The organism is Pseudomonas sp. Z4-7, assembly GCF_051131965.1.
Taxonomy (GTDB): domain Bacteria; phylum Pseudomonadota; class Gammaproteobacteria; order Pseudomonadales; family Pseudomonadaceae; genus Aquipseudomonas.
The window spans coordinates 2,692,011-2,715,071 of record NZ_CP071642.1; the positions used below are offsets into that span (position 1 = coordinate 2,692,011).

Here is a 23,061-nt window from a genome sequence, read left to right on the forward strand (position 1 = left end):
GTCCTCACGCCTGGCGATAATCGCTGGGCGTCACGCCTATCTCCCGACGAAAGACCTGGGAGAAATGGCTCGGGCTTGAGTAACCCACTTCCAATCCGATGTCGATGACGCTGCGGTCCGTTTCGAGCAGCAGTTGCCGGGCCCGGCTCATGCGCAGGCGTATGAAATACTGCGAAGGCGACAGGCCTGTGGCGCGCTTGAACATTCGGCTGAAGTGATACTCGCTCAGCTCCGCGACCTGGGCCAGGTGGGCAAGGCTGAAATCATCGACGAGGCGCTGGTTCATCGTCTCGAGGACCCGACGCAATTTGTACGCCTGCAGCGCGTTGCTGCGCGAGGCTCCGCTGTGGGGCGCGAGGTAGGTACGCACCAGGTGCACCGCCAGTGCCTGGGCCAGGCTCTGTGCAAACAGTGGGCTGGGCTGGCGTTCGTCGACCAGCTCGTTGCGCAACTGATCCAGCATGAAGCTCACCCGCAGGTCCCGGGCTCCGGAGATATCGCGAAAGGTGACAGGACCGGCCCGTCCCCCGAGCACGTCGCGCGCGGCGCGCTCGATCAACGGCAAACCGAGATACAGGTGCATGACTTCGAAGGTGTCGCAACCTTGCGTTTGCCAGCGCATCTCGTAAGGCTCGTTCGTGCTGGTGAGGTAGAAATCACCGGCCTGAACATCGACGGCTTCCCATTCGCCGCCCAGCGAACGTTCCTCGATCCGGGCGCCCCCGGTCAGCACCAGGACGAGCAGAGGCTCGACCACCGCGGGCACCAGAATCGGCTCGACTACCGTAGGGTGGCTGAACAGCTGCATCACCATTTCCTGAACCTGCGCACGCGTCGGCACGACTTGCGGCGTGCCCGGCATGAAATGCGCCATCGACTCGGCGCTGATGCGCTGGGGAGCGTTCTGCGGCGGTTCATCCGGTCCGGTCTGGCGCATGTGTTGCTCCATCAATGAAGTCCTTTTGCCTGCTGAATCCACTTCGAAAACAGTTTTGATATCGCTCAACTCGCTGCGAATTTTTCACAGCGGCGAAGTTAGCGTTGGCGTAGTTATATGGACAAAATCTGTCCACTTGTCAACACCGTTGCAAGCCTTATCATCGCCTCAAAGAAGAAGTAAAAAAGAAGAGGGATTTATGCGAACGGTATTTGAAAATTGTATAAAAGTCATTGTTCCCTGCGGTTCTTTGGGAGCGGGCGTGCGGGAAGAGGAAATAGCCTATGGATTGGCCGCCGGTGCACAAGTTATCGCCACCGATGCCGGTTCAACCGACAGTGGCGCGGCTTATCTTGCACTGGGTAAATCGAAGAACAACCGAGGCGCGGTCAAGCGTGACTTGATGATATTAATGAAAGCCCAGGCGCAATCCGGAGTGCCGATCATTGTCGGTACCGCCGGTCAGGCCGGAGGCGATCTTAATTTGAACTGGACGCGTGATATCGTCTTGGAAATAGCCGAAGAGTTGGGCGTGGCGCCAAAGATTGCGCTCATTTATTGCGAGCAGGGCAAGGACACGATAAAGAACTTGAACGCCGAGGGGCGTATAAAACCCTTGTCGCCACATACTGCGTTGGACGACGCAACGGTGGACGCTTGCGAACATATTGTCGCCGCGCTGGGGGTGGAGCCCTTTCTCGCTGCGCTGGAGGCCGGTGCCGATATCATATTGGCCGGCCGCTCCACCGATACCGCGGTCATCGCCTGTTATCCGATCTGGAAAGGCGCGCCTTGGGGGCCTTCGTGGCACGCTGGCAAGACCGGCGAATGCGGCGTGCAGTGTGCCGTCAATCCCACGCTAGGCTCGGGAATTCTGCTGAGTATCGATGCGAACGGCTTCGAAGTCGAGCCGTTGAGCCAGGACAACCGGTGCACGCCCCATAGCGTTTCGGCCCACATGCTCTACGAAAACAGCGACCCGTTCCGGTTGGTCGAGCCCGGTGGCATCTTGAATGTAGCCGAGGCACGTTACACCGATCTCAATGGCCGTGCTGTCCGGGTCGAAGGTTCGCGCTGGGAGGAAATGCCGTACACCATGAAGTTGGAAGGCGCCGCGGCCGGTTTATATCAAACGATCATGCTGGTGGGCATTCAAGACCCCGATGTACTCAAGGATATCGACGGTTTTCATGATCGGTTACTTGAAGCGCTTTATACAAGAACCCGCCAATCCATTCCCGCCGAGGAACTGGGCGAGTTTCATATTTCCCTTCGGATGTATGGATGGAACGGCGTCACCGGCGTAACGCCGCCTGCGGGAACATTACCGCCGCCGGAAGTAGGCATGTTGTTTGTGGCAACTGCCGCAACCCAGGAAATGGCCAATACCATTGCCCACGCGTGTAATCCCTATTTTTTCCATTACCCGAGTGTCATGGGCAAGGAACTGCCGTCGTATGGATTTGTTTTTACCCCGGCCGATATACCGCGTGGGCAGATTTTCGAGTTCAAGTTGAATCACGTGGTGGAACTTGAGGATCCCATGGAGTTGGTTCGTCTGGAGTGGATTGATTTATCGGCTACCTCGGTGGCCAGGAAGGAGCTTGCACAATGACCAAGTTGCGTGATGTATGTCGGCATGTCCGATCCAAGCAAGCGGGGCCGTTCTGGATCACCTTTGATATCTTTTTCAACGGGCGGGAGAATTTCGAGCGTTATTCCGGTTGCGCGGCACTTTCCCCGGCGCAATTCGCGAAGCTCTACGGCACTGATCCCGAGCGGGTCAAGCACATCCCGGTGGCGGACCTGGAAATGGTCAAGATTTCCTTTCCCCGCCCAACGCCCCAGGGCGGAATGGTCGAGCGCGACATGCATGCCGGCCAGCAATACGTCCGGCTGCTAGATGTGACCATCGACTGAGGCCCGTTCACGCCTTGCTCTGTTCGCCTCATGGACGAGGACTGACCACCCATTTACCCGAGGTAAACATGACGGATTCCACCGTTGCGATGCGGCTGGCACGCTATGCCCACGCATTCAGGAAACAGCGCCTGCCCGACGAAATAATCCACCTGGTGCGCCAGCGCTTCATCGACAGCCTGGCCTGCGTGCTGGGCGCCTATGGGGCGGCCCCGGTAAAGGCTGCGCTGGGTTATGCGGCTGCCAACCCCGCGACTACCGCCGGCATATTCGGCTCGAACCTGCAAACGACAGCGGAAATCGCTGCCTTCGCCAATGGCCTGATGGTTCGTTTCCTCGATTACAACGATGGCTACATGGGCTTGGAGCCGGGCCATCCGAGTGACAACATCCCGGCCTGCCTCGCCGTGGCGCAAGCCGAGAGCGCCACCGGCGCCGAACTGATTTCGGCCATCGTCCTGGCCTATGAGATCCAGATGCGCTTGCAGGATGCGGCAAGCTTGAACAGGCGTGGCTGGGACCACGTCAATTACATCAACGTCGCGATGGCAGCGGCGGCTTCCAACCTGATGAAGCTGGACGTCGCGCAGACCGAGCAAGCCATCAACATCGCCTTGAGCGGGCACTTGGCAATGCGCCAGGTGCGCAGTGGAACCTTGTCCGACTGGAAGGGCTGTTCCGCCGCCAATGCCGCGCGCAACGCGGTTGTTGCGGCCCAGCTGGCGCGCCATGGCATGACCGGGCCGTCGCCGGTCTTCGAGGGCGAGATGGGGTTCTTCAAGCTGGTTTCAGGGCCGTTCGAGCTGGACACTGATCGTTTTGCTACGCCCGACAATGGCGACTATGCGATACGACGCTCGCTGACCAAGACATTCCCCACCAACGGCGAGCTGCACACCGCCGTCTGGGCCGCGCTGGATATCCGCAAGCGCATCGACAACGTGAATGACATCGCTGCCATTAGCATCGAAACGTCCGAATTCAACCGTCGTGTCCTCGCGGACACCGCGGAGAAATGGTTGCCGAAAACCCGCGAGACTGCGGACCACAGCCTGCCCTATAACGTGGCTCGGGCGTTGCTCGACGGGGATATCACCATCGCTTCGTATTCCGCGGAAAAAATCGCCGACCCTGCGGCGATTACCTTGATGGACAAGGTCAGCGTCACGGAGGATCCGGCGTTGACGGCGCTGTTTCCACGGCACCTTGCCAATCGTGTCAGTGTGACGCTGGTCTGCGGCGAGCAGGTGGTGAGCGAGATGATCACCGGCCCCGGGTCAGTCGAAACGCCGATGACGGATGGGGATTTCGAGCGGAAATTCCGGCGCATGGCGATGCCGCATATCGACGCGTCGGCACAAGACCTGGTGCTTGGGTTCGTCGCCGGGCTTGAGCGGCAGACGCAGTTCAATTCGTTGTTTGCGGCGATGGCTGTCGCACCCATTGCGGACCAGAAACCGGCTGCATTGTGCCTTTGAGAAGCTTCGCGAGCAGGCTCGCTCCCACAGGGTTATCTGCCGTGCATGGATGTTCTGCATGGCGCAGACCTACTGTGGGAGCGAGCCTGCTCGCGAAGAGGCCAGTCCATTCAACATCCTCATCGCCTGTAACGCCGCCATCGCGAGCAAGCTCGCTCCCACAGGGTGATGTGCCGTGCATGGATGTTCTGGGTGGCGCAGATTACTGTGGGAGCGAGCCTGCTCGCGAAGAGGCCAGTCCATTCACATCCTCATCGCCTGAAACGCCGCCATCGCGAGCAGGCCTCACAGGCAGGGAATATCTTTCGTCCGCAGGCGCGCCCGGCGCGGACTTCAACGGCTCCCAATATCGGTCGCCGTTGGCAACGTCCCGGTATAACGAGCGCGAGGCCGGCCCTCGTGGTGCTGGTTGTATTGCTCGCTGGCATGGGCGATCCAGCCGATCGAGCGACCGACGCCGGCCAATGAAATTTCCTGTCCGTGCAGTCCCATTTTCCTGCCGATGAAACTCACCAGGAGAATGAATTCAGGCGGGTATGCAACGAGTTCCGAGGCCACCGAAAAGGCTTTCTGCAACCTGATGAATTCACTGTCGCCATCAAATACTGCAGTCAACGCGGCCATGAGGTTGCTGGCTCGCGGGTCGTTGATCGAATGCACATTGGGGCCGAACCCGACGATGTGTCCGTCCTGGCTGTAGCGCTGCAGGATCGGTCGAGTAGGGTCCGCGGCCGTACAGATTTCCTCGATCATCCGGCTGGCGGCTTCATTTCGTCCATAGGCGATCTTGTGGCCTCGCGCGGCGGCGAGCGCTGCAATGACCGCGTAATAGGGGGTAGCGCCGGTGGTGGCGGCGACGCGGACACTGTGGGTGGTGTGGTCCAGCTCATGATCGATGCTGAGAATCAGCAGGCGCCGGATCAGATCGGCATGTGCTGGCGGGGCGCCGCAGGCCTGGGTGATGAACTCATGCAAGGGCTGGTTGCTCGGTTCGGTCGCCCCCACGACCAACGCGGCAAACCAGCGCACGACATCGGCGCCGGTACGGGCGTAACTGTCAGGGGAAAGGTCGAAGGCCTTGGGATTTTCTCGCTGCACCAGGGGGAACAGGGCGATGGCTTTTTCCTGGGCGGACGTGTGTTCATAGATCTTCAACAGCTTGGCAGTGTCCTTCGGGGTGCGAGGCAGCGACGTGCCGAACGCCGAAGGCACCTGCCAGATCAACTCGGCGACTTCTTCGACGGTTGAACGATCAGCCAGCTCGACGACATTGTGGCCGCGATAAAACAGGCCATCGTCCGTTATCAGCGTAATCGCGCTGTCCGACGGCGTCGTACGCTTGGCAATGGGCTTGTCTTGCGCCGGTACTTTCACCAGTCGTTGGATGTCTTCTGCCCAGTAACGCCGCTTGGGCGAGCCGGCAATCTTGATGGAGCGGATATTTTTGCGGCTGACATAGGCGTACAGCGTCGGCAGGCTGACCCGGAGTATGGCTGCCGCCTCTTCTGCCGAGAGGTAAAGGCCTTCTTGTTCTGGCATGACCGGTCCAATCGAATTGATGGAGAGGTATACATGTTTATTGGATTTACCGTCCTGTAGTCAATGTGTATCGGCGCCGGGTTTCAACTTTGTTTTTTCTACCCAGGCTGCGTCTGACGAGTCTTATCCAACAGGGATGTTGACGGAAAAAATCAAGATTTACAGAGTTTCAGCCCCTATGTAGATTTCGGCTGCGCAAGAGTTGTTCACATTGATTTTCGAAGATCGATAACAATAAAAACGAAAAGGTGAAACGCATGGCTTGGTTAGGTTTCGCAATGGTCGTCACGTTTATGGCATTGATCATAAGCAAACGACTTTCCGCTGTGACGGCACTCATTCTTGTCCCGGTCGCGTTTGGCCTGGCCAGTGGAGCAGGACCGGAACTGGGCGCGATGGTGATGAACGGCGTCAAGCAAGTAGCGCCCACCGCTCTGATGTTGATGTTTGCAATCCTCTATTTCGCAATCATGTTTGACGCCGGGCTCTTTGAACCCGCTGTACGAAAGATTCTGCGTTACGTGGGCAACGATCCTCTGCGCGTGGTTCTGGGCACGGCATTGCTGGCCACGGTCATTTCCTTCGATGGTGATGGCGCAACGACGGTCTTGATTGTAACCACTGCGTTCCTGCCGCTTTACCTTCGCCTCGGCATGAACCCGCTGATCCTGGCGTTGATGCTGTTGTTGACCAATACCGTGGTCAATCTGATTCCCTGGGGAGGGCCGATGGCCCGCGCCGCCAGTGCGCTTCACCTGGATGTGGCCGAGTTGTTCCTGGGGTTGGTGCCGGCCATGTTCGCGGGCCTTGCCTATGCGTTTGTCGTGGCGTTCTGGATCGGTCGCAGAGAGCGCCGCCGCTTGGGCTGGACGCCCGCTGCCAAGGACGCCGCGCCGGAAGATGTCGTCTTGCCCACCGCGCATTCCGAGACGCATCGGCCGAAGCTTTTCTGGGTCAATCTCGCGCTCACCGCTGGGCTCATGTATGCGATGGCCACAGGGCTGGCGCCTTTGCCGATGTTGATGATGGTGGGGCTTTCCCTGGCGCTGCTGATCAACTATCCACGCCTGGCGGAACAGAAGGCCAGAGTCGCGGCGCACTCCGAAAGTGTCCTGATGGTCATCGCCCTGATATTTGCATCAGGTGCGTTTACCGGGATCTTGTCAGGTACCGGCATGGTTGATGGGATGTCCGAAAAGATTGTGCAATTGATTCCCGACGACCACGGCCAATATTTCAGCATCATTACCGCGCTCGTCGCCTTGCCACTCAACTTCCTGTTATCCAATGACGCGTTTTTCTTTGGCATCTTGCCGGTACTGGGCGCGGCGGGCGTCGAATACGGTATTGACCCGATGCACATAGCGCGGGCCTCGGTGCTGGGCCAACCGGTTCACGCACTAAGCCCCTTGGTGGCGGCGGTTTATCTGATCAGCGGAATCATCAAGCGGGACATGGGCGACATGCAACGCTATTGCCTGCTCTGGGCGATCGGCAGCAGCCTTGTCCTGATTGTAACCGCGGTCATTACCCGGGCGATTATCTGATTCATTAACGCGTAGCGCCGAAGTTTGAAGGACGCCGAGTTGCGTCCGCTCACGTCAAAATAAAAATAATAGATGAGGTGGTCGATGAAATCGATTAACGCCGTCGCTATGACGTTGCTGTCGACAATGTTTGTGTCTGAAGTGGCTCTTTCAGCAACAATCAGTTATCCGGACCGGTTCCAGCATGAAGGAAAGTTGAATGCTTATCTGCGCTCGGTTTATATCAATACTCGAATATCCAACGACTTGATCGAAGACCGTTTTGGCGGTTTTCCGGACGGCAACAAACTGGGCGGTACCGGAATCGGCGCCATTCTGGATTACAACTCAAGTTATTGGGCCGGCGTCGTAGGGTTTGACGCCTCGCTGTATGGCGTGGCAATGATCGACTCCAAAGATAACGGCCGGGACTTGTTCGACGATACCGATGGGACCAATGGCGGTTTTGCGAAAGTCGGGCAGAGTTATTTCAAGCTGCGTTATGAGGGCGATGGCTGGAACGTCGATTCCCAGATGGGGCGGGGTCGGTTCGATGCGGGAACATTGGTCACGCTCGACACGCGGATTGTCCCTGGGTCCTACCAGGGAGGTCGGGCTCATTTGAATTTCACCGAGATGGGCATTGGTCCGCTTCCCGGCACGCTGGGGTTCGAAACGGCCTATATCAACCGTACGTCGCCTCGGGACAGAGAAGAGTTCGAGCACTTGTCGAGTCAGTCGGGCGAGGAAATAAAAGACCTGTACACCTACGGCGTCAAATACGACCTGAAGGCCATCGAACTTGGCTACGACCATGGCGTATCGCGGGACTTCAATGAAAACACTCGATACGGACTCACGTTGAAAGCGCCTCTCGGCGATAAAGCCGGGATCGTACTGGACACTCAATATTATGAGTTCGAAAAGGCCGGGCGAATCTGGGAACGTGATTGGCAGGCCGGCCAGGCCGCTTATGACGATGAGGCGAGCTGGTTGAATATCAACGTTGGTTTGTTGCTCGACAAACTTCGCCTGGGTGTTTCGTTTTCCGAGACTAAAGCCGAGTTGAGCAATGGGCAGCTCGGTTATGCCTACTTTGATCATGCGGACAATGTCGACGGCAGGATGGATGCCTGGACACGCTCCGGCAACGACTTCAATAACGATGGCGAGCGAACCTGGCAAATCGGCGCCGAATATGACTTGAGCGGACATTCTTTATTGGGGGCTTCGCTGGACGGTTTCAAAGTCATGACTATTTATAAACAAGGTCAGTTTGACGCCACCGATCCATTCAACGGACGCCGCACCGATGTGACCGAGCGACAGAATGAATACCGTCTCTATTATCGCTTCGATGAAAAGGAATACGCCGGGCTCTCAGTCGGCTTGATTTATATCGATTACCGCATTGACCAGGATTTTGTCGCATTGATATCCGCACAACCCGACAACGTGGTCAGCGGCTCGGAGGCCAGGGTGTATCTGGATTACGCATTTTGAATGCTGGACGTTTCTATCAAGAGGTCCGTGATGCTTGATCATCGCCATAAAATAGTGGTTACACAGCGGTTTTTCGACTCCATGGCCAGCGACTTTCTGCAGAACCATGGCTGTGAGGTGGTTGTCGCGGAGCTGGCGCCCGGACAAGCCGATGGCGATCTGAGTGAACGGCAACTGATCGACCTGCTGGCAGACGCCGACGGTTGGATCGTCGGGCACGCGAATGTCACGTCCAGCCTGCTGAATGCACTGCCGCGCCTGCAAGTCATCGCCCGTCGCGGCGTCGGTTATGAGCGGGTCGATACGGCAGCGGTGGCAGCGGCAGGGAAGGTGGCGACCATTGCTACTGGCGGCAACGATGCCAGCGTCGCCGACCACACCGTTGCGCTGATGCTCGCCGTCTGCCGTCAACTCAAGCGCTGCCAGATGGGCTTGTCGGGCAATGACTGGTCGATTCCCCTGGGCGGTGATCTGTACCGCAAGACGGTTGGCATCGTCGGGTTGGGCCGGATTGGCCGGGGTGTCCTGCAGCGCTTGTCCGGGTTTGAAGTCAGGCCGCTGATCTATACGCCTCATCCAGGCGGCGCCGAGGCCGACGGTGATTTTGTTGACCTGGATACGCTGCTCAGGCAAAGCGACTTCATCACCCTTCACGCGCCGCTCAATCCGCAAACCCAAGGACTGATCGATGAGCGCGCACTGAACCTGATGAAGCGTTCCGCGGTGCTCATCAACACCGCGCGGGGCGGGTTGGTGCGCGATGCCGATCTGCTGCGGGCCCTGCGCGAAAAGCGAATCGCAGGGGCAGGGCTCGACGTCTTTGAAAGCGAGTCGGACCCCTCGCTCTTGCCGGTGACCGAACAACTGATCCAGCTACCGAACGTGATCGTGACGCCCCATGTCGGCGCGTCCACGGTGGAGGGGCTCAATCGCACCAATCTGATCGCCGCCCAATGCGCGGTGGCCGTCTTGGAAGGACGCAGCCCGCCCAGCCATTGCGTCATTGCGGACGGACGTCGAGCTGTCGGCTGCGAGAGCCGCGTGGATAACCGGCCATGAGTCGCGACGAAAATCCGCCGGTGCATCCCGACCTGGCGGCCGTGGTCGACGCAATCCGGGAGCAGGGATTGCTGCCCGTCGTTCATGGGGACGTGCGCAGCGTCCGGGCGCATCTGGAACGAATCAATGCCTGGGCGGCGCAACGCAGCGTGCCGCTGTCCTACGAGCGCACCCTGGGCTTTGCCGTTGATGGGCGAACGGTGCCCTGCAAACTCTATTGGCCGGAGGGCGATGAGACGCCTTGCCTGATGTTCTACTGCCATGGCGGCGGATTCCGCCACGGTTCGCTCGCCGGCTGGGACGCACCTTTGCGCCAGTTGGTGCGCGACAGTGGCCTGGCGGTGCTCTCCATCGACTATGCGCTGGCGCCGGAACATCGCTTTCCGGTGGCGTTCAACGAGGTGGCGGCGATCGTCAGCCGGGTCATCAAGCTCGGCGCTATCACCGACTGCCCGGTACGCGGCTTTGCCCTGGGCGGCGATTCGGCAGGCGCCAATCTCGCCTTGGGCGTCGCCATTGCACTACGCGACGCGGGAATCGATGCGTTGCGGCAGTTATTGCTGTTCTACGGCAGCTACTCGCGGGACCTGACCTCCGATTCCTGGCAGCGACTTGGCGGCTACGGCGGCCAGAATCTGTCGGTCGAGACCATGGGCGCTTACTGGGCCTGCTACTTGGCCAATGACGAGGACGACTGGAGGGTGCAGCCGATCATTGGTGAATTTGCGGGCCTGCCGCCGGTGCGATTGGTGGTCGGTGAACTGGATCCGCTGGTGGACGAAAACCGTGAGCTGGCGAGTCGATTGCAAAGCGCGGGCGTGGCAACAGATCTGCAAGTACTCGCGAACATGCCTCACGGGTTCATTCGCTTCAATGAGGTGGCTCCTGTCGCACGCAACGTCATCGCTGCGCAGGGCAACGCCTTGCGCAAGGCATTTTCCGGTCGGGGAAACTTTCCATGAGTATCCGCCAAGCCTTCAGAGGAATTTGCGTGGGGGCGGTCATCGTCGTGGCAGCCAACGCGATGGCGGCCGGCACGCTTCCCGTCGGTCCCGCTGCCGGAGACATGCAGCTGTCGCCGTTTTATCGCTGGTCTGACGCGATGCCTGCGCAGCCTGGCGTGCTGCTGCGCAGCGAGGCCATGGCGGTTCAGGCTCAAATGCCTGCCGCCGCGCGGGCGTTGCGTCTGCTCTACAGCTCCATCGATCAGCGCTGGCGGTCCGGCCTCGTTCCGGTCAGCGGGGCGTTGTATCTGCCGGCAGGAAATCCTCCGGCCGGAGGCTGGCCGCTGCTGGCCTGGGCTCACGGCACGCTGGGCATCGCCGATGCCTGTGCGCCTTCCTGGGCGGGATTGCGTGAGCGTGACGCGGCGTATATCAATCGCTGGCTCGCGCGCGGCTTCGCCGTGGTGGCCAGCGATTATCAAGGCCTGGGAGGGCCGGGACCTCATCCCTATACGTTCTGGCAGGCCGAGGGACGCTCGGTCCTGGACTCGATTCTTGCTGCTCAAGCCTTCGAGCCAGGCCTGATCGCCAATCGCGTGGTCCTGGCCGGACAATCCCAGGGCGGTGGGGCGGCGCTGGGCGCGGCGATCCTTGCTGGTACCTATGCACCGGAACTGCCCATTCTGGGCGCGGTGCTCACGGCACCGAACAGCACATTCCCCGAAGGCCCCATCAAGCTGGCGCCGCGCCAGTCCAATACGGTGTTCCTGGCACTGGCGTCAGGCGCGTTGCGTGAGGACGGGCCACCGATCGAAGGCATCCTGACGGCCAAGGGGCTCGAACTGCTGAGCGTCGCCCGGCAAGGCTGTACCCGTGATATTGGGCAAAAGTCCAAGGCGTTGCAGATTGGTTCGTTTGCCGAGCTGTTCACGATCACCCCAGAGGCGTTGAACGCTGCGCGCATTCCAACGACCGATATGCCCCAGGCGTCGATAGCCTTCCCGTTGTTCATTGCCACGGGCCAGGCGGACCATACCATTACGCCGGAGCGGCAATACGCGGTCGCGGCGGCGTTGTGTGCCGCTGGCAATCCGGTGACGTGGCGTACGTATGAAGGCCTGGGGCATGACGGGGTGTTGCATGGTTCGCTGGATGACGTGTTTGCCTTTGTCGACGCGTGGTTCGATGGACAGAATTACGCTTCCAATTGCTCCAACCTGCGGAAACCCGGTGCGCCAGGCGAAAGAGACGTGGCAGCACCGTTCAACGACGACTGAGTCTATGGGAGCGAGCCTGCTGGCGAAGGCGGTAACGCAGGCTGTGGAACACGAACCACCACGTCAGAGCAAATCCCCGTGGCGAGGGAGCTTGCTCCCGCTGGCCTGCGAAGCGGGCCCCGGCAGTCCTTCAGACAGACCGCATCCACCGGTTTTGCGACTGCTGCGCAGCCGAGCGGGAGCAAGCTCCCTCACCACGGGATTTTGAGGCGTCTGGGCTGGCGCCTTCGCGAGCAGGCTCGCTCCCACAGGGTTGGATCAGTCCGATTTGCGGCGGGACATCGGCCTGAACACGAACCGCCACGCCAGAGCAGGTCCCCCGTGGCGAGGGAGCTTGCTCCCGCTGGCCTGCGAAGCGGGCCCCGGCAGTCTTTCAGGCAGACCGCATCCACCGATTTTGCGACTGCTGCGCAGCCGAGCGGGAGCAAGCTCCCCCGCCACGAGTTTTGAGGCGTCTGGGCTGGCGCCTTCGCGAGCAGGCTCGCTCCCACAGGGTTGGATCAGTCCGATTTGCGGCGGGACATCGGCCTGAACACGAACCGCCACGCCAGAGCAGGTCCCCCGTGGCGAGGGAGCTTGCTCCCGCTGGCCTGCGAAGCGGGCCCCGGCAGTCTTTCAGGCAGACCGCATCCACCAGTTTTGCGACTGCTGCGCAGCCGAGCGGGAGCAAGCTCCCTCGCCACGGGATTTGTGGCGTCTGGGCTGGCGCCTTCGCGAGCAGGCTCGCTCCCACAGGGTTGGATCAGTCCGATTTGCGGCGGGACATCGGCCTGAACACGAACCGCCACGCCAGAGCAGGTCCCCCGTGGCGAGGGAGCTTGCTCCCGCTGGCCTGCGAAGCGGGCCCCGGCAGTCTTTCAGGCAGACCGCATCCACCGGTTTTGCGACTGCTGCGCAGCCGAGCGGGAGCAAGCTCCCTCACCACGGGATTTTGAGGCGTCTGGGCTGGCGCCTTCGCGAGCAGGCTCGCTCCCACAGGGTTGGATCAGTCCGATTTGCGGCGGGACATCGGCCTGAACACGAACCGCCACGCCAGAGCAGGTCCCCCGTGGCGAGGGAGCTTGCTCCCGCTGGCCTGCGAAGCGGGCCCCGGCAGTCTTTCAGGCAGACCGCATCCACCGGTTTTGCGACTGCTGCGCAGCCGAGCGGGAGCAAGCTCCCTCGCCACGAGTTTTGAGGCGTCTGGGCTGGCGCCTTCGCGAGCAGGCTCGCTCCCGCCTTGGTTCGGGTTCACCCATCGAATACCCACCGCTTCGTGCCTCAATGCAACGAATACCGGGCCAGAGCCTCATATGACTAATAAGCGGCGCCGCTGATGTTGGCAGCCGGTCCGGTTTTTTCTTCACGACAGGGATTTTTATGACGATGGCTGAGAAAAATCATGTCGACTGGCTGGTCGAACAATCGATGCTCCACGCGGCGCGGCAGCGGGCCAAGCTCTATTCGGGGCAAGGACGCTTGTGGCAGCAGCCCTATGCGCACACCCGGCCCCGTGATGCTTCAGCGCTTTCCTCAGTGTGGTTTACCGCATACCCAGCCTCCATCATCACCCGGGAAAATGGCACGGTGCTCGAGGCGTTGGGCGACGAAACCTTGTGGCACGCCTTGTCGAAAATCGGCATCCAGGGCATCCACAATGGTCCGCTGAAAAGATCCGGCGGCCTGCGCGGCACTGACTACACGCCAACCATCGATGGCAATTTCGACCGCATCAGCTTTGACATCGACCCTGAGCTGGGCACCGACGCTCAACTCCAGGCACTGACCCGCATGGCCGCTGCGCACAACGCGGTGGTCATCGACGACGTCATCCCGTCCCACACCGGCAAGGGCGCTGATTTCCGCCTGGCGGAGATGGCTTACGAAGACTATCCGGGCCTCTACCACATGGTGGAAATCCGCGAGGAAGACTGGCCGCTGCTGCCCGAGGTCGGGGAGGGGCGTGATGCCCAGAACCTCACCGCGCAGCAGGTGGATGCCCTGCGGGACAAGCACTACATCGTCGGTCAGTTGCAGCGAGTGATTTTCTTCGAGCCTGGCGTCAAGGAAACCGACTGGAGCGCGACGCCGATCATCATGGGCGTCGACGGCAAGCCACGGCGTTGGGTTTATCTGCACTATTTCAAGGAAGGGCAGCCGTCGCTGAACTGGCTGGACCCGACATTTGCCGCGCAGCAAATGATCATTGGCGATGCGCTGCACGCCATCGATGTCATGGGCGCGAAGATCCTCCGGCTGGACGCCAACGGATTTCTCGGCGTGGAGCGCAAGCTCGATGGCACCGCCTGGTCCGAAAGCCATCCGCTGTCGATCACCGGCAACCAGTTGCTCGGCGGGGCGATTCGCAAGGCGGGCGGTTTCAGCTTCCAGGAATTGAACCTGACCCTCGACGACATTGCCGCCATGTCCCACGGCGGGGCGGACCTGTCTTACGACTTCATCACTCGACCGGCCTACCAGCACGCCCTGCTGATGGGCGACACCGAATTCCTGCGCTTGATGCTGCGCCAGATGCACAGCTTCGGCATCGACCCGGGCTCGCTGATCCACGCCTTGCAGAATCACGATGAACTGACCCTGGAGCTGGTGCATTTCTGGACGCTGCATGCCCACGACACCTACCTGTATCAAGGCCAGACGTTTCCCGGCAGTATCCTGCGCGAGCACATCCGCGAGCAGATGTATGAACGCTTGTCCGGCGAGCATGCGCCTTACAACCTGAAATTCGTCACCAACGGCGTGTCTTGCACCACGGCGAGCATCATCACCGCCGCCCTGGGCATTCGCGACCTCGACGCGATCACAGCGGCCGATATCCAGCAGATTCGCCAGGTGCATCTGCTACTGGTGATGTTCAACGCCATGCAACCGGGCGTGTTCGCCTTGTCTGGCTGGGATCTGGTGGGAGCGTTGCCGTTGCCGGCGGAACAGGTCGAGCACCTGATGCGCGACGGCGACACGCGCTGGATTCATCGCGGTGCCTACGACCTGGTCGACCTCAACCCGGAAGCGCCGCTGTCAGCCGGGCAGATGCCACGTCCAAAGACTTTGTACGGCAGCCTGCCGAGCCAGTTGAAGGATCCGGATTCGTTCGCCTCGCAACTGCGCAGGATCCTGGCCGCGCGCCGCGCCTACGACATCGCGGCGAGCCGCCAGATCCTCATCCCGGACGTCGAGCATCCGGGGCTGCTGATCATGGTTCACGAACTGCCGGCCGGCAAAGGCACGCAGATCACCGCGCTGAACTTCGGTTCGACGCCGATCACCGAAACCCTGCACCTGCCCGGTATCGCACCGGGGCCAGTGGTGGACATCATCAACGAGCGGGTCGAAGGGGATCTCACGCCCGAGGGTGAGTTCACCATTACTCTGGATGCGTTCGAGGGGTTGGCGCTGCGGGTGGTGAGCAGTTCGCCGATGATCTAGGAAGCAGCAAGCGAAGAAGCGTATGGAAGATCAAAGGATTGAAAAAATAAATATCAATGTGCCACTATTGTTACTGCCGTCGCTGCCGACATAAGCAGCATCGTTTTTAATCATAGGGACTTGATACATGTCTTTTCATACGCTTCGCACCCTGGCAGCACTGACCGTTGTTGCTTGCCTGACACTCACCGGCTGCGCTCATGTCCAGCCTCCGGTACCGCTGGACCATCAATTCTGGGATGCCAAGGAGACCACCGTTGGCGTGGCGATCAACCTGGTGCCGGAACCCGTCCTGGCGCTGACTGGCAACCAGGGTCTGCTGGACCTGGCCATCAACAAAGGCGTCAACAGCAAGCTCAGCGATAATGTTGAAAAATGGCAAGTGCGCGATCTCAACACATTGCCGGATGCCATTGTCGCCAAGTTGCAAGCCAAGGGTTACAAGGCCAAGCGCATCAACGAGCCGGTGGATTTGAACAAGTTCAAGGAGACGAGTTTCCGTGAAGGCTACACCGTCCGCGACCTGACATCGATCAAGGCCACCTACGGTGTCGATCGCCTGCTGCTGGTCAACGTGACAGGGACCGGAGCCACCCGCAGTTATTACAGTATCGTGCCGACCAGCGTACCCATGGCGCAGGTATTCGGACAGGGCATGCTGATCGATCTGGCCGATAACAGATTGTTGTGGTTCAAACCCTTTTCCGTCGTGCAGGCCGCCCAGGGCGAGTGGGACGAGCCGAACTATACCAATCTGACTAATGCCTTCTACCAGGCGATGGATACGAGCCGTCAGCAAATGATCACGCCGTTCGAACAATGAAGCGTGAATTGATCGCGGTCACCTCAGTGGCCCTGTTGATGCTGATGGGATGCGCGCAGAAACCGGCACCTGAGGCCGGTTTCAAATCGCAGGACGCGGTGTCCTACGTCAAGGCCCATGGAGTCAAGGTGGACCTGCAATTGCCGCAGGCGTTTGTGGGGGCCAGCACGGTGGTCGACGCGCAGGCCGCGCAGAAGGCAGCGTCGTCCAGTCATACCCTGGTCGCAAGCTCCGGTAACAGCGCCGGGCTTGCCGGGTTGCTGGTTGCCAGCCTGATCAATACCCAGATGGGCAGTGGCAGCTTGCAGCGCGATGCGGAAAATACCGCCGCCAAGGAGTCGCGCCCGCTGGCGGACCTGCTTGCCGGCGTGCCGTTGCAGGAGCGGTTGCAACAGCGCTTCCAGCAAGCGTCGCTGGTGGCAGGACTCAAGCAGGGGCAGGGGCCGGTCAGCGCTCGCCTGGTGATCGAGCCCAAACTGATGCTTACGCCTGACCGTGGCAGTTTCGTGCTGATCAATCAGGTACAGGTCCAGGACATCGCGGGTTCCGCGTTGTATCGCATGCGCATCGAGGTTTCCAGCCAGCCGATCAGGCGCTGTGGCAAACGCTGTATTGACGACGGCTCGCTGGATCTGGTGCAAGTGACCCAAGTGCTCGACGAATGCATCGACGAGTCGATGCGGGTGCTGGCAACCGACCTGATGTTACCGGTGCCACCAGAGGCGGCCCAGGAAACCCTGCGCTATGTGCTTGACGGCCAGCGTGTGGTCGAGCGCGGCTACCAGTTGGCCAATAACGGTAACTACTGGCGCTATCGCAACCTGTATGGCGCGGTGAAGTCGGTGCCGGTCCCTTTCGAAGACGCGCTGTCCCAAGAGCAGTTGCAGAAGGTCTACGGTCGTTGACCGTGGATCGTTGCGAAATTCTGCGAAATGTCAGTGTTGGCTCCGCCAATATCGACTGACAGCACCCTTGGCGCCTTGCACCGGATCCTGATCAGGAAACGGTAGCGCGTCGATGTTTGCCAGTTGCGCCGCGCTCGGCGCTTCGCGACAGATGTCGGCCTGCTGGCCCGGTGGGTACGCTCCGACGACCAGGAAATCTTCGCTGGAACCCAGGTTGCAATGCCCGGTGCCAGCAGGCAGCAGCAACACGTCGCCTGCCTGGACGTCGATCACTTGGCCATCGGGGCCGCCGATCATCAAGCGCGCTTGACCGCTGGCGACGCCCAGAACTTCGTGGCCCTCGGTGTGGTAATGGTGGAAATCGTAGATCCCGTAGCGCCATTGCGGCGGCCAGCCGTTGCTGCGGAACATCTCTTCCAGCTGGGCAGCCAGATCACCTGCCTGGGCAGCCATCGCGTCACGGTAGATGATCACCGGCAGGCGCGGATGGTTGGGTACCCAATCGTTGCGTTCCAGCATCAGGGTCTGAATGGACGCCGATACCCAGTTCAGTGTGCTCATCGATACATCTCCATCGCGGTAGCCGAACCCAGGAATGTGGGAGCGAGCCTGCTCGCGAATCGGTGTGACAGACGACATTGATGTCGAATGTGCCGCCGTCTTCGTGAGCAGGCTCGCTCCCACAGAATCTAATGGGCTAGACGATGTTTGCGATGCGAGAGTTCAACGTCGCTGACCGGTGCCGCTCGTCAACGCTTCTCCTTCATGATCCGCTCGACTTCGCCCGATGCCTTTAGCGCTTCAAACGCGCGCTGGGCCCTGGCGACCGTTTCGTCCGGCGTGCTCAGGCTGAAAGCCAGGTAGACCCGGTGGGGCTGCTCGTCGAGGGCATAGACTTCCTCCAGCTGATTGAAATCCATCTGGGCATCCTGGCTCATCAGGCGTGCCGTGTTCTCCGGCATCGGCACCAGTTGGACCTGACGGTTCAACAGTTTCTGAAAGTTGTCGTGGTTGTTCGCCGACACGACCAGCCGACTGAAGCCACGTTCTTGCAGATAGATCTGCTTGGCGTCATTACGTATCACGCCGATGCTGTACTGCTTGGCCTCTTCAAGGTTGCGGACAGTGATGGGGTCGGCGTCGCGCAGCTTGTAGAGCCGGCTGGTGGAACGATGGATTTCACCGACCCACTTGAACAGCTGTTCACGGGCCGGGGTGCGATCCAGTGGGAAAATCAGCACGTTGGGCTCGCGCAAGGCCATCTCATAAGCTCGCGCCCAGGGATACAGGGCCATGCGAAAATCGCTGAGGTTGGCCTGTTGCAGCGTGTCGGACGCGATATGGATGCCGGGGCCGACGAGTTTGTCGTCGCGCAGATACGCGTAAAGCGAGTCCTCGGTCACGACCTCGATCGTTTCGGCCTGGCTTGTGAGGCTGATCAAGGCCAGGAGTACGCAGGAGCAGAGCATCAGAGAGTGGCGCATACAGACCTCGACGTTGATGGATCTTCAGAGGGAGACGCGGTTGCGTCCCTGGTGCTTGGCCCGGTACAGCGCCTGGTCGGCGCGTTGCATCAGTGGATCGAAATGATCCATGGTCTCGGGGTCCAGCTCGGCGACGCCGATGCTCAGGGTGACGAAGGGCGAGACCGATGAGCCGCTGTGGGGCAGCTTGCGTTCGGCCAGGGCGGCGCGCAGCCGCTCGGCTGCCTCGCAGGCCTGCTGCGCGTCGATGTTTGGCAGCACGACGACGAATTCCTCGCCACCCACTCGCGCGGTCAGTTCGCCGGAGCGCCCGAACACGTCACGCAGGGTTTCGGCTATCTGTTGCAGGCACAGGTCGCCGTTCATGTGGCCGTAGGTGTCGTTGTAGATCTTGAAAAAATCCACGTCGCACATGAGCACCGCCAGCGGCGTCCTATGACGCATGGCGCGGCGGAACTCGACTTCCTTCAGTTCGTCGAAGTGGCGACGGTTGGCCAGGCCGGTCAAGGCGTCGTGGCGGGACAAGGCTTCGAGGGCCTGGTTGGCGGCCTTGAGTTCCGCCGTGCGCGCCTCGACCAGTTCGACCAGTTGATCGCGGCTGGCGGCGATCGCCAGTTCGTCCGAACGCTGGCGCTCCAGGTGCGCATGGAGATTGTCCTGCAGCTCGTTGACCTGGGTTTCGAGCAGGCTCAGTTCGTCCTGGCGGTTGACCGAGCGCTGCAATTTGAGGTGACGCTTGAGAGTTTGCGGAGCGAGCTCACCCAAATGCCGGGCAATATGCACCACATGGATGGTCACCAGGCGGTTGAACATGGTCATGACCAGCCCGGCCAGGAGCATCGATTGGATGATTTGCGTGATGACGATGGTGCGCGCTTCGCCCCACAGGCGCCTCCAGAGCAGTTGATTATCGCCCTCGATGATCAGCTCGCCGACTTTTTCATGAGCGCCGAGATAGGGTTGCGCGATGAGCTGGCGCTGCAACACCGGTGCCGAGCCGGCGTTACCGGTGGTGTAGCGGTTGAGTTCGATGATTTCCGGTGAGCGGCCGGGCCGCAGGACATTCAGGACCACGCGTCCGACCGGCGCTGCACTGGCGACACTGTTGAGCTGCTTGTCCAGGGACTCGCGATCCATTTCCCAGATGGCGTGGGCCAGGGTGTCCTGGAACACCTGGTCAATCAGCCCCAGCTCGGAATTCATCTCCGCCAGGTTGCTTTCCCAGGCCAGCCAGGTGCGCCATGTCACCATCGCCACGGTGAAAATCAGGCAGAACAGCAGCGTCGCGAGCACCAGTCGACGCCCCAGGGAGCTGAGGGCCTTGGCCTGTGGTCGTTGAAAGGGCGCCGGGGCGAAGTTGCCGTCCATCTCATAACCACTTGCGCGCGATGGCATCGTAGACGCCGTTGCGACGAATGGCCTCCAGGCCGGCGCGGAATTTCTCGACGGTTTGCGCCGGCGTGTTGCGGCTGAATGCCATGTTCAAGCCGTCGGCGCTGCTCAGTTCGGGCAGCGGCAATGACCGGATGAGGACTTTTTCCGGGTCTTCGCCGTTCTGCCGAGTCAGGTACAGCGCGTTGAGCTCGTTGGAAATCCACAACTCCACATGGTCGACCTTGAGCTTGCGGTAGTTGTGTTCGTATTTGGTGCTCGATTGCAGATCCTCGCCGATGCGGAACCCCTTCGAGACCAGGTATTGCTCGCCGACGTCCTGATTGACGGTCGCGATCTGGTGCCCATGGGCATCTGCCAGGGAGCTGAGCTTCACTGGCCGCTCAGCCAGGGAGTAGATGTACCACTGGGTCGGGGCGATGGCGCCGATCCACTGGAAAAGCGCTTCGCGTGCGGGCGTGCGGACGATCGAATAGATCAGGACGTTGCTTTCGTTGAGCGCCAACTCGTACGCGCGGGCCCAGGGCATGGGCTGGATCGACGCCTGGACGCCGATCTCCTTGAGCACGGCCTCGACGACCTCGGTGCTCATCCCGGTCACGCGTCCGTTCTGCGTCATGTTGTAGGGCGGCAACTCCTCCGTGACGATGCGCAGCGGCGGCTCAGCCGCGGTGGCCAACGCCGACCCACCTGCAAGCAGGAGCATCAGGACGCCAAACATCAGTAAGCGGTTAAGCTGCAAAGCCATTGATCATCACCCTATGCGACCAGCAGAGCCTGACGAGGCCGGAGGGCCGCCGTCACACAGGTTATCGGCCAGGTGGAGGGCTGCTTGAGGAGAGCGTTCGATTGTCGGGGCTGACGGCTCTATCCCGTGGTCGCCAGAACTATCGTCGGTGAACCTTGCGTCGATACAGCACTCACTTGTCAGGTAGTTGCCTCGGCTGAGGCGACTGTTTTTTGCCGATAAGGAATTCGCATGGACCAGATTTCGAGCCCGCATGTCCTCCCCGTCGAACGCGAATTCAGCCCGCGCGCGGTCATCACGGGGATCGTGCTTGGCATCCTCCTGACGCCCTCCAATGTCTATGCCGGATTAAAAATCGGCTGGTCATTCAACATGTCGATCATTGCCTTGCTGGTCGGCTACGGCATCTGGCAGGGCCTGGCCAAACGCTCGGCTGCGGCGCTGCCGTGGACGTTGCACGAAAGCAACATCAACCAGACCGTCGCGTCGGCAGCGGCGTCGATCATCTCCGGCGGGCTGGTCGCGCCCATTCCGGCGTACACCTTGCTGACCGGCCAGCAACTGGACGCTGTGCCGATGGTTGCCTGGGTGTTTTCGGTGAGCTTCCTGGGCATCTGGATTGCCTGGTACCTGCGGCCGTCATTGCTCAATGACAAGGCGCTGAGGTTCCCCGAAGGCATGGCGACCCTGGAAACCCTCCTGCACATCTACAACCATGGCCAGGAAGCCGCGACGCGGCTCAAGGTGCTGCTCGGCGCGGCGCTGCTGTCCGGGCTCGCCAAGTGGGTGGATACGTTTTGGTGGGCCATCCCGCGTTGGTCGCCGAACGCCCATTTGGAGCGCCTGACCTTTACTGCAGACCCTTCGCTGTTGCTGGTGGGGTTCGGCGGCATCATCGGCATCCGCGTCGGCCTGACCCTGCTGCTCGGCGCGCTGCTGGCGTGGGGCGGGTTGGCGCCGTGGCTGCTGGAAAATGGCCTGGTGCAGTTACCGCCCGGCAGCAGTGGACCGCAATTTGCGGTGCTGGTGGAGTGGCTGCTGTGGCCGGGGGTGAGCCTGATGGTCTGCTCGACGCTGGCTTCCCTGGCGATTCGCCTGTGGGCCTTGCACGGTTCCACCAAGGCCAGCGGCGCGGCGACCTGGGTGATTCCCAAGGCCGGCCCCGCCCTCGGTTTCCTGTTGGCGATCATTCTGGTGGTAAGCCTGCAAGCGCTGTTGTTCGGCATCAATCCGTGGATGGCCCTGCTGACCATCCCCTTGGCCATCTGCCTGGCGGCGGTGGCGGCCCGTGTGGTTGGCGCCACGGGTATTCCGCCTATCGGTGCCATCGGGCAATTGTCCCAGTTGAGTTTTGGCATCGTCGCCCCGGGCCAGGTGCCGATCAATCTGATGAGTGCCAATACCGCCGGCGGTTCGGCCGGGCAATGCACAGACTTGATGAACGATTTCAAGGTGGGCCGAGCGATCGGCGCCACGCCGCGCAAACAACTGCAGGCGCAGACCCTGGGAATCTTCATCGGCAGTATCGTCGGCGTGCTCGCTTACCTGGCGTTGATCCCCGACCCGCAAACCATGCTGCTCACCGAAGAATGGCCGGCCCCGGCGGTCGCCACTTGGAAGGCCGTGGCGCAAACCCTGACCCATGGCCTGGACTCACTGTCAGCCAGCATCCGCTGGGCGATTTTCATCGGCGCCATCGCCGGCTTGCTGCTGGGCATCCTCGACAGCCTGCTGCCGGCCCATCGGGCCCGCTACCTGCCAAGCACGGCGGCCTTGGGCCTGGCCTTTGTCCTGCCGGCCTCGGTATCGCTGATGATGGCCCTCGGCGCCGTGCTCACCTGGCTGGTGAGCTGCCGCTGGCCAAGCCTCACGGAACGCTTCGCTATTACGGCGGCGGCGGGGTTGATTGCGGGGGAGAGCATTACCGGGGTAGGGGCGTCGTTGTGGGAGATGGTTGGGAATATGTGAGTAGGGGGTGTTGAAAGATTGATCTGTGAGCGTTACTGGCAGAGTTATTTGTTGGGCTTTCCCCGTAGCTTACATATCCCTGCAACCCCCGTGGCGAGGGAGCTTGCTCCCGCTGGGCTGCGTAGCAGCCCC

Annotated in this window: 18 protein-coding genes; 12 read left to right on the forward strand and 6 right to left on the reverse strand. The window is 60.8% G+C overall.

The window, feature by feature from the left end; all coding sequences use genetic code 11:
- Positions 1-4 precede the first annotated feature (4 nt).
- Positions 5-937, reverse strand: coding sequence for a helix-turn-helix domain-containing protein (locus J3P91_RS12445; RefSeq protein WP_434604486.1), 933 nt, complete (start codon positions 935-937; stop codon positions 5-7).
- Between the two features lie 25 nt (positions 938-962).
- On the opposite strand from J3P91_RS12445, the gene J3P91_RS12450 reads away from it, so the two are divergent.
- The 3 genes from J3P91_RS12450 (at position 963) to J3P91_RS12460 (ending at position 4,335) form a co-directional block, all read left to right on the forward strand.
- Positions 963-2,552, forward strand: coding sequence for an acyclic terpene utilization AtuA family protein (locus J3P91_RS12450; protein WP_434604487.1), 1,590 nt, complete (start codon positions 963-965; stop codon positions 2,550-2,552).
- Positions 2,549-2,857: a DUF4387 domain-containing protein gene (locus J3P91_RS12455; RefSeq protein ID WP_434604489.1), complete on the forward strand. Its 309-nt coding sequence runs from the start codon at positions 2,549-2,551 to the stop codon at positions 2,855-2,857. The genes J3P91_RS12450 and J3P91_RS12455 overlap by 4 nt, the downstream gene beginning before the upstream one ends.
- 68 nt (positions 2,858-2,925) lie before the next feature.
- Positions 2,926-4,335 (forward strand): MmgE/PrpD family protein, encoded by a 1,410-nt coding sequence (locus J3P91_RS12460; RefSeq protein ID WP_434604492.1) that lies wholly within the window; start codon positions 2,926-2,928, stop codon positions 4,333-4,335.
- 333 nt (positions 4,336-4,668) lie between these two features.
- On the opposite strand, the gene J3P91_RS12465 is transcribed toward J3P91_RS12460, so the two are convergent.
- Positions 4,669-5,874, reverse strand: a complete 1,206-nt coding sequence (locus J3P91_RS12465) for a citrate synthase (RefSeq protein WP_434604494.1) — start codon at positions 5,872-5,874, stop codon at positions 4,669-4,671.
- 257 nt (positions 5,875-6,131) lie between these two features.
- Between J3P91_RS12465 and J3P91_RS12470 the strand changes: the two genes are divergently transcribed.
- The 8 genes from J3P91_RS12470 (at position 6,132) to J3P91_RS12505 (ending at position 17,337) form a co-directional block, all read left to right on the forward strand.
- Positions 6,132-7,421, forward strand: a complete 1,290-nt coding sequence (locus J3P91_RS12470; protein ID WP_434604496.1) for a CitMHS family transporter — start codon at positions 6,132-6,134, stop codon at positions 7,419-7,421.
- Positions 7,422-7,505: 84 nt separating this feature from the next.
- Positions 7,506-8,903 (forward strand): OprD family outer membrane porin, encoded by a 1,398-nt coding sequence (locus J3P91_RS12475; protein WP_434604497.1) that lies wholly within the window; start codon positions 7,506-7,508, stop codon positions 8,901-8,903.
- 81 nt (positions 8,904-8,984) lie between these two features.
- Entirely contained in the window at positions 8,985-9,962 is a 978-nt protein-coding gene (locus J3P91_RS12480) for a phosphoglycerate dehydrogenase (protein WP_434604499.1), read from the forward strand.
- Positions 9,959-10,924, forward strand: a complete 966-nt coding sequence (locus J3P91_RS12485; RefSeq protein WP_434604501.1) for an alpha/beta hydrolase — start codon at positions 9,959-9,961, stop codon at positions 10,922-10,924. The genes J3P91_RS12480 and J3P91_RS12485 overlap by 4 nt, the downstream gene beginning before the upstream one ends.
- Positions 10,921-12,183 (forward strand): alpha/beta fold hydrolase, encoded by a 1,263-nt coding sequence (locus tag J3P91_RS12490; protein ID WP_434604503.1) that lies wholly within the window; start codon positions 10,921-10,923, stop codon positions 12,181-12,183. Before J3P91_RS12485 ends, J3P91_RS12490 begins: the two co-directional genes overlap by 4 nt.
- Positions 12,184-13,542: 1,359 nt before the next feature.
- On the forward strand, positions 13,543-15,609 hold the full coding sequence (treS, locus tag J3P91_RS12495; protein WP_434604505.1) for a maltose alpha-D-glucosyltransferase: 2,067 nt from the start codon (positions 13,543-13,545) through the stop codon (positions 15,607-15,609).
- Between the two features lie 127 nt (positions 15,610-15,736).
- Entirely contained in the window at positions 15,737-16,432 is a 696-nt protein-coding gene (locus tag J3P91_RS12500) for a hypothetical protein (RefSeq protein WP_434604508.1), read from the forward strand.
- Entirely contained in the window at positions 16,429-17,337 is a 909-nt protein-coding gene (locus J3P91_RS12505) for a hypothetical protein (protein ID WP_434604510.1), read from the forward strand. The genes J3P91_RS12500 and J3P91_RS12505 overlap by 4 nt, the downstream gene beginning before the upstream one ends.
- Positions 17,338-17,367: 30 nt before the next feature.
- Here J3P91_RS12505 and J3P91_RS12510 read toward each other — a convergent pair whose 3' ends face one another.
- From J3P91_RS12510 to J3P91_RS12525, 4 genes are all read right to left on the reverse strand, one after another.
- The gene (locus J3P91_RS12510; protein ID WP_434604512.1) at positions 17,368-17,898 is read right to left on the reverse strand and encodes a cupin; all 531 of its coding nucleotides are present in this window, start codon (positions 17,896-17,898) and stop codon (positions 17,368-17,370) included.
- 188 nt (positions 17,899-18,086) lie between these two features.
- On the reverse strand, positions 18,087-18,821 hold the full coding sequence (locus J3P91_RS12515; RefSeq protein WP_434568749.1) for a substrate-binding periplasmic protein: 735 nt from the start codon (positions 18,819-18,821) through the stop codon (positions 18,087-18,089).
- Between the two features lie 24 nt (positions 18,822-18,845).
- On the reverse strand, positions 18,846-20,189 hold the full coding sequence (locus J3P91_RS12520; RefSeq protein ID WP_434574199.1) for a GGDEF domain-containing protein: 1,344 nt from the start codon (positions 20,187-20,189) through the stop codon (positions 18,846-18,848).
- Position 20,190: 1 nt separating this feature from the next.
- On the reverse strand, positions 20,191-20,961 hold the full coding sequence (locus tag J3P91_RS12525) for a substrate-binding periplasmic protein (protein ID WP_434604514.1): 771 nt from the start codon (positions 20,959-20,961) through the stop codon (positions 20,191-20,193).
- 231 nt (positions 20,962-21,192) lie between these two features.
- Here J3P91_RS12525 and J3P91_RS12530 point away from each other — a divergent pair, with 231 nt between their 5' ends.
- Entirely contained in the window at positions 21,193-22,929 is a 1,737-nt protein-coding gene (locus J3P91_RS12530) for an OPT family oligopeptide transporter (protein WP_434604516.1), read from the forward strand.
- The last annotated feature ends 132 nt before the right edge of the window (positions 22,930-23,061 follow it).

Excerpts from the sequence above, each read along its gene's own strand:
- J3P91_RS12445 (WP_434604486.1), bottom strand. The coding sequence starts at position 937 with ATGCGCCAGACCGGACCGGATGAACCGCCGCAGAACGCTCCCCAGCGC.
- J3P91_RS12455 (WP_434604489.1), top strand. The coding sequence starts at position 2,549 with ATGACCAAGTTGCGTGATGTATGTCGGCATGTCCGATCCAAGCAAGCG.
- J3P91_RS12460 (WP_434604492.1), top strand. The coding sequence starts at position 2,926 with ATGACGGATTCCACCGTTGCGATGCGGCTGGCACGCTATGCCCACGCA.
- J3P91_RS12465 (WP_434604494.1), bottom strand. The coding sequence starts at position 5,874 with ATGCCAGAACAAGAAGGCCTTTACCTCTCGGCAGAAGAGGCGGCAGCC.
- J3P91_RS12470 (WP_434604496.1), top strand. The coding sequence starts at position 6,132 with ATGGCTTGGTTAGGTTTCGCAATGGTCGTCACGTTTATGGCATTGATC.
- J3P91_RS12475 (WP_434604497.1), top strand. The coding sequence starts at position 7,506 with ATGAAATCGATTAACGCCGTCGCTATGACGTTGCTGTCGACAATGTTT.
- J3P91_RS12480 (WP_434604499.1), top strand. The coding sequence starts at position 8,985 with ATGGCCAGCGACTTTCTGCAGAACCATGGCTGTGAGGTGGTTGTCGCG.
- J3P91_RS12485 (WP_434604501.1), top strand. The coding sequence starts at position 9,959 with ATGAGTCGCGACGAAAATCCGCCGGTGCATCCCGACCTGGCGGCCGTG.
- J3P91_RS12490 (WP_434604503.1), top strand. The coding sequence starts at position 10,921 with ATGAGTATCCGCCAAGCCTTCAGAGGAATTTGCGTGGGGGCGGTCATC.
- treS (WP_434604505.1), top strand. The coding sequence starts at position 13,543 with ATGACGATGGCTGAGAAAAATCATGTCGACTGGCTGGTCGAACAATCG.
- J3P91_RS12500 (WP_434604508.1), top strand. The coding sequence starts at position 15,737 with ATGTCTTTTCATACGCTTCGCACCCTGGCAGCACTGACCGTTGTTGCT.
- J3P91_RS12505 (WP_434604510.1), top strand. The coding sequence starts at position 16,429 with ATGAAGCGTGAATTGATCGCGGTCACCTCAGTGGCCCTGTTGATGCTG.
- J3P91_RS12510 (WP_434604512.1), bottom strand. The coding sequence starts at position 17,898 with ATGAGCACACTGAACTGGGTATCGGCGTCCATTCAGACCCTGATGCTG.
- J3P91_RS12515 (WP_434568749.1), bottom strand. The coding sequence starts at position 18,821 with ATGCGCCACTCTCTGATGCTCTGCTCCTGCGTACTCCTGGCCTTGATC.
- J3P91_RS12520 (WP_434574199.1), bottom strand. The coding sequence starts at position 20,189 with ATGGACGGCAACTTCGCCCCGGCGCCCTTTCAACGACCACAGGCCAAG.
- J3P91_RS12525 (WP_434604514.1), bottom strand. The coding sequence starts at position 20,961 with ATGGCTTTGCAGCTTAACCGCTTACTGATGTTTGGCGTCCTGATGCTC.
- J3P91_RS12530 (WP_434604516.1), top strand. The coding sequence starts at position 21,193 with ATGGACCAGATTTCGAGCCCGCATGTCCTCCCCGTCGAACGCGAATTC.